Below are 5,926 nucleotides of genomic sequence, written 5' to 3'. Positions count from 1 at the left end.
CGCGCAACGCACTGGCCAGGCTGTAGCGCCACGAGTACACCGCGTACAGCGGCAGGGCGAAGGAAAACGCCAGCGCCAACACAATGCCGATCAGGATATCCACGGTGCGCCACAAGCCATCCGAGATCGGGTTGTCCCCGTGACCGGCGACGATAAATACCGTGATCGCCGACAGCAGCGCGATGTAACCGCCTTTGCCGATGGCGTGATAGGAAAAGAACCCGCACACCACCGACATCAACAAATAGGTGAGCAAGGGCTGGCCGAAATAGGCTTGTTGCACCACCAGCAGCAAACCGACACTGGCACCGATCAACGTGCCGTAGGCGCGCTCCACGGCTTTTTTACCGATGTTGCCGTGGTGCTGCAAACCGCCGATCACGATCAACATGGTTACCGATGCCCATTCGCCGTGGGGCAAGTTGATGCCCGTAGTGAGCAGGATCGTCGCCAGCAAACCGATGGACACGCGTACCGCGTGGATCAGCTTGGCATGGCGATAGCGCCGGTACGGGTCGAGCAAGGGGCGCAACAAGCGCCGGGCGAACACGGGCAAATGCAGGTTCATCGGTATTAACGTGGCCTTAGTAGTCAGTGCGAACGCGGTCTGAAGTGTGGGAGCGGGCGTGCTCCCACATTTTGAACTGCGCCACTTTCAGAAAATGTAGTCAGTGGTCAAAAAGCTCGAGTCGCGGTTGCGCAGGATGTCGCTGACCAGCGCCTTGTTGCTGTCCTGGAACTTGGTCGCCACCAGCGTACGGATCGAGAACACACGCAACGCGTCATGTACCGACAGCGTGCCCTCGGCCGAGTTCTTGCGGCCGTTGAAGGGGAACGTGTCCGGGCCGCGTTGGCACTGGGCATTGATGTTGATACGGCCAACCTGGTTGGCAAACACATCCACCAGGCGCCCGACCTCCACGGCGTTAGTGCCGAAGATACTCAGTTGTTGACCGAAGTCCGAGTCCAGCACGTAGTTGATCACCGTCTCCAGATCACGGTAAGGCACGATCGGTACTACCGGCCCGAATTGCTCTTCGTGGTACACGCGCATCTGCGGGTTCACCGGGTACAGCACCGCCGGATAAAAGAACGAACCACGGCTGGTCGCGCCATTGGCATTCACCACTTGGGCGCCATGCTGCGCCGCATCGGCCACCAGCGCGTTGAGGTAATCGACCTTGCCCAGTTCCGGCAGCGGCGTCAGCGACACGCCGTCTGCCCACGGCATGCCGGGTTTCAACGTGGCCAGTTTGGCGTTGAATTTCTCGATAAAGCTGTCGACCACGTCTTCATGCACAAACAGGATTTTCAACGCGGTGCAGCGCTGGCCGTTGAACGACAGCGAGCCGGTGACCGCTTCGTTGACCGCATTGTCCAGGTCCACCTCGGGCAGCACGATGCCGGGGTTTTTTGCATCCAGGCCCAATGCCGCGCGCAAGCGGTGCGGTTTGGGGTGAAGCTTTTTCAGGTCGCTGGCGGCCTTATTGGTGCCAATAAACGCAAAGATATCGACCTTGCCGCTGGCCATCAGCGCGCTGACGGTTTCACGACCACTGCCGTAGATCACGTTGATTACACCGGCCGGGAAGCTGTCGCGGAACGCCTCCAGCAACGGGCGAATCAGCAACACGCCGAGCTTGGCTGGCTTGAACACCACGGTGTTACCCATGATCAGCGCCGGGATCAGTGTGGTGAAAGTCTCGTTCAGCGGGTAGTTATAAGGCCCCATGCACAGCGCCACGCCCAGTGGCACCCGGCGGATTTGCCCGAGGGTGTCCTGTTCCAGCTCGAAGCGGCTGCTGCGGCGGTCGAGTTCCTTGAGCGCATTGATGGTGTCGGTGATGTAGTCGCAGGTGCGGTCGAATTCTTTTTGCGAGTCCTTGAGGTTCTTGCCAATCTCCCACATCAGCAACTTGACCACGGCATCACGCTGTTCGCGCATGCGCCGCAAAAAAGCTTCGACATGCTGGATGCGTTCAGCCACGCGCATTGTCGGCCATTCGCCTTGGCCACGGTCATAGGCACGCACAGCGGCGTCCAGGGCGGTGAGGGCAGTGTCGGCGTCCAGCAGCGGTGTGCTGCCGATATGCACGCGCTCGTCATCGATTTGCACCGGGCTGAGCACTTGGGCCAATGGGCCGTTCCACACCTGCAACTGGCCGTCGACCAGGTAATCACGCTGTTCAATGGGCGCCGCCAGGCGAAATGGCTCGGGAATATCGGCGGCGGAGGTGGGAAACAGCTGGGCGAGCAGGTTGCTGGTGGTCATGTTGCTACCCCTGGAATAGTTGCAAAACATGACTAGAGAGTCGCCCAACAACCCGCTATATGGCAAGGCTTGTGCGCTTTCTTGTACGCATCGCTGTGTGTGCCACGCTCGTCGGAGTAAACTGCGCGGCTTTTCAGAAGGAGTTCACATGAGTCAGTACCAGCCGGGCATTCTTGCCGCACCGGTGCCGTTGCAGGCACGCCATCTGTTTTTTGCCGTGGATACCCTGGCAGCCGTACCCGCCGCGTTGGACGCGCTGGTGCAGCTGGCGGATTCGGCCGCGGTGGTCGGGTTTGGTGAGCCGCTGGTAACCGCCCTGGGTGCAAAGGTCGAAGGCTTGCGCGCATTCCCGGCCGTCAGCGGCCCGGGCGCGCACAACCCCTCCACCCAACAGGCGCTGTGGGTATGGCTGCATGGCGTGGATCGCGGTGAGCTGCTGTTACGCAGCCGCGCCTTTGAAAAAGCCTTGGCCCCGGCGTTTCGCCTGGTGCAGATGACCGAGGGCTTCCGCTACAAGACCGGTTTCGATTTGACTGACTACGAAGACGGCACCGAAAACCCCCACGACGATGCAGCGGTTGAAGCCGCGATGACCGACAGTGGCGCCAGTTTTGCTGCGATCCAGCAATGGCAGCACGACCTCGACGGTTTTGCCGCATTGCCTGCGCAAGAACGCGACCACATCATCGGCCGTCGCCATGGTGATAACGAAGAGTTGGACGACGCACCCGAGTCCGCCCACACCAAGCGCACCGCTCAGGAAAGCTTCACCCCGCAAGCCTTCGTGGTGCGCCGCTCGATGCCGTGGGCCGAGAACGGTCAGGCGGGGTTGATGTTCCTTGCCTTTGGTCATTCCTTTGATGCGTTTGAAGCGCAACTGCGGCGCATGAGCGGGTTGGAGGATGGGATTGTGGATGGGTTGTATCGCATCAGCACGCCGTTGACCGGTGGCTATTACTGGTGCCCGCCGTTGAAGGATGGGCATTTGGACATGAGTGCGATCAGGGTTTCGCCGCAGCTCTAACCCTGCGGGAGCTGGCTTGTCGGGGCAAGCCCGATCGCCACAAATGGTCGGCTGGCAAACATGAAAATGTTGACAGCCAGGCAATTGGCAACTGAAAAAATCCCCGGCTGCCCGTAATCTAAACGCCTTTGTTACCAGCGCCAGGTTGTTCATGTCTTCTGTTGCCGATGGGTTGCCCGCCAATAAACGCCTGCCGGCAGTGATCGCCCTTTCTTTGGGGATCGGCATGGCGACCCTGGACACGGCGATCGTCAATACGGCGCTGCCGACCCTGGCCGAAGGCATCGGCACCGACTCAGCCTCGGTGATTTGGGTGGTCAATGCCTACCAGCTGGCGATTATCGCCACGGTGCTGCCGTTCGCGTCGTTGAGTGATGTGCTGGGGCACCGTCGGGTGTACCTCGGCGGGTTGCTGGTGTTTATTGTGTCGTCGCTGTTTTGCGGGCTGGCCGGGTCGCTGCTGACGCTGACCGCCGCGCGCGTGGCGCAAGGCCTGGGCGCGGCGGCGGTGATGAGCGTCAACACTGCGTTGCTGCGGCACATCTACCCTTCAAAAATGCTTGGGCGCGGCCTGGGTTATAACTCGTTGGTGGTGGGGCTGGCGTTCACCCTCGGGCCGACCGCTGCGTCGGCGATTCTGTCGGTGGCGACTTGGCATTGGCTGTACCTGATCAACGTGCCGTTGGGGCTGCTGGCGCTGGGGCTGGGCTTGCGTTCATTACCGACGCTGCCCATGACCGGCCACGCCTTCGACCGTCTCGCCGCGTTGCTCTGTGCCGGGTTGTTTGCCCTGCTGGTGCTTGGCCTGGGCACAGCGGTACACGGTGCCCAGGGCGCATTGACCCTGGGCCTGATCGCTGTAGCGCTGGTCTGCGGGGCGTTGCTGCTGCGCCGTCAGGCTGAACATCCGGCGCCGATGCTGGCCCTGGATTTGTTCAAACGCCCGGTGTTTGCGCTGTCGTCCCTCACCGCGATCTGCGCGTTCAGCGCCCAGGGCCTGGCCTTTGTGTCGCTGCCGTTCCTGTTGCAGGCGGTGCTCGGGCACAGCCAAGTGGAAACCGGGTTTCTGATGACGCCGTGGCCGGCAGTGGTCGCCGTTATGGCTCTGGTGGCGGGGCGCCTGGCGGATCGGGTGTCGCTGGGCGTGCTGTGCGGCATCGGCTTGCTGATGCTCAGCGTGGGCATGGCCGCGTTGGCGACCTTGGGCAATGGTGCGTCAGCCTTTGATATCGGTTGGCGCATGGCCCTGTGCGGCGCCGGGTTTGGCTTTTTTCAATCGCCCAACCTCAAGGCGATCATGACCAGCGCACCGTTGGCCCGCAGTGGCGGGGCCAGCGGCATTGTGGCGATTTCGCGGTTGTTGGGCCAGACGCTGGGGGCTTCGTTGGTGGCGTTCTGTTTCCATCTGTCCCTGGGCAGCGGCCCGCAATACGCGCTGTGGCTGGGTTGCGGGTTTGCGCTGGTGGGCAGTGTGGCCAGCGGCCTGCGCTTACTGCCTTATGGGAAAAAAGCCGCGTAGGTCGTTGTAAAACTCGGCGTGAGAAGGCTAACGTTGCGACCTGAATATTTCGGGATGTTTCAGATTTATGTCCAGCCTGGCCCAACGCACTGCTGATGTCACCTCCCGACGCGCCGCGCTGACGCTCGCCTTGTGTCTGCCCAGTGACGTGCTGCTCTACTTGCTGCTGCCCATGCAATCCCAGGCCTTTGGCGTCACGCTGGCCCAGGCCGGGGTGTTGCTGGCAGCCAACCGTCTGGTGCGGATTTTCGGTTACCGGCATGTGTTGAATTTCTACGCGCGCAACGGCGGCCGGCTGACCTGCATGATCGCCGCCGGTGCTGCCACGGTGTGTGCCTTGGGCAACTCGCTGTTGTCGGGTTTCGCCGCATTGCTGGGGTTACGACTGATCTGGGGCCTGTGTTTTGCCGCGTTGAACCTCTCGACCCAAGTGTTGGCGACTTCCGAACCTGCTGGCGCAGCCCGCCGTGCGGGGCGTTCACGCGCCGTAATCGCCCTCGGGCCGATGCTGGCGCTGCCGCTGGGTGGCTGGCTGACCTTATGGGCCGGGCCGCGCCCGATCTTTGTGATTCTCGCCGGTTGCTGCCTGGCGGGCCTGTGGGTGGCGCGCGGCTTGCCCACTGCAAGCCATGACTTGCACAGCACTGGGCGGCGCTTCAAGTGGCCTGACAGTGTGTCGACCTGGTCGTTTATCGAAGGCGTGGCGCTCGATGGACTGTTTATTTTTGGCCTGTCGATCCAGGCACAGAAAATGCTCGGCGCCGACGCGGTGCTGATCGCCGGAGGCCTGATGGCCCTGCGGTATGCCTCGGAGATGCTCCTGAGCCCGCTGGGCGGCCGTGCGGCGCAACGTTTTGGCGCGACCTCGATGCTGCTGGTGTTTTCGTTTTTGAGTGCACTGGCCCTGACCGCGTTCGGCAGTTATTGGGTGATCGTCGGCGCGGCGGCGGTGCTGGTCTTGCGCGCGCTACAACTGCCGCTGGTGACCACCTTGGTGGCCGAGCGCAACCCCGGTTCGATGCGCGTTTCAGCCCTGGCCTCCAACGCGGTGTGGCGCGATGTCGGTGCCGGGCTCGGGCCGCTGCTGGCGGGGCTGTTGCTGCCGGTGGCC

5 protein-coding genes are annotated in these 5,926 nt (G+C 62.2%); 3 read left to right on the top strand and 2 right to left on the bottom strand.

Going from position 1 to position 5,926, the window contains the following annotated elements:
* Together E0F99_RS28430 and E0F99_RS28425 are read right to left on the bottom strand one after the other, a co-directional pair.
* Nucleotides 1-562: FUSC family protein (locus tag E0F99_RS28430; RefSeq protein WP_207303109.1), on the bottom strand; the 562-nt coding region annotated here is incomplete at its 3' end.
* Nucleotides 563-655: 93 nt separating this feature from the next.
* On the bottom strand, nt 656-2,272 hold the full coding sequence (locus tag E0F99_RS28425; RefSeq protein ID WP_083357952.1) for an NADP-dependent glyceraldehyde-3-phosphate dehydrogenase: 1,617 nt from the start codon (nt 2,270-2,272) through the stop codon (nt 656-658).
* 148 nt (nt 2,273-2,420) lie between these two features.
* On the opposite strand from E0F99_RS28425, the gene E0F99_RS28420 reads away from it, so the two are divergent.
* The 3 genes from E0F99_RS28420 to E0F99_RS28410 form a co-directional block, all read left to right on the top strand.
* The gene (locus tag E0F99_RS28420) at nt 2,421-3,296 is read left to right on the top strand and encodes a Dyp-type peroxidase (RefSeq protein ID WP_083357953.1); all 876 of its coding nucleotides are present in this window, start codon (nt 2,421-2,423) and stop codon (nt 3,294-3,296) included.
* 151 nt (nt 3,297-3,447) lie between these two features.
* Nucleotides 3,448-4,815 (top strand): MFS transporter, encoded by a 1,368-nt coding sequence (locus tag E0F99_RS28415; protein WP_083357954.1) that lies wholly within the window; start codon nt 3,448-3,450, stop codon nt 4,813-4,815.
* Nucleotides 4,816-4,882: 67 nt separating this feature from the next.
* The coding region (locus E0F99_RS28410; protein WP_130909077.1) for an MFS transporter at nt 4,883-5,926 on the top strand (1,044 nt) is incomplete at its 3' end.

Source organism: Pseudomonas antarctica, assembly GCF_900624995.1.
Taxonomy (GTDB): domain Bacteria; phylum Pseudomonadota; class Gammaproteobacteria; order Pseudomonadales; family Pseudomonadaceae; genus Aquipseudomonas; species Aquipseudomonas antarctica.
The sequence above is the reverse complement of the archived record's forward strand: the minus strand, read 5'-3'. Positions and strand labels throughout refer to the sequence as shown.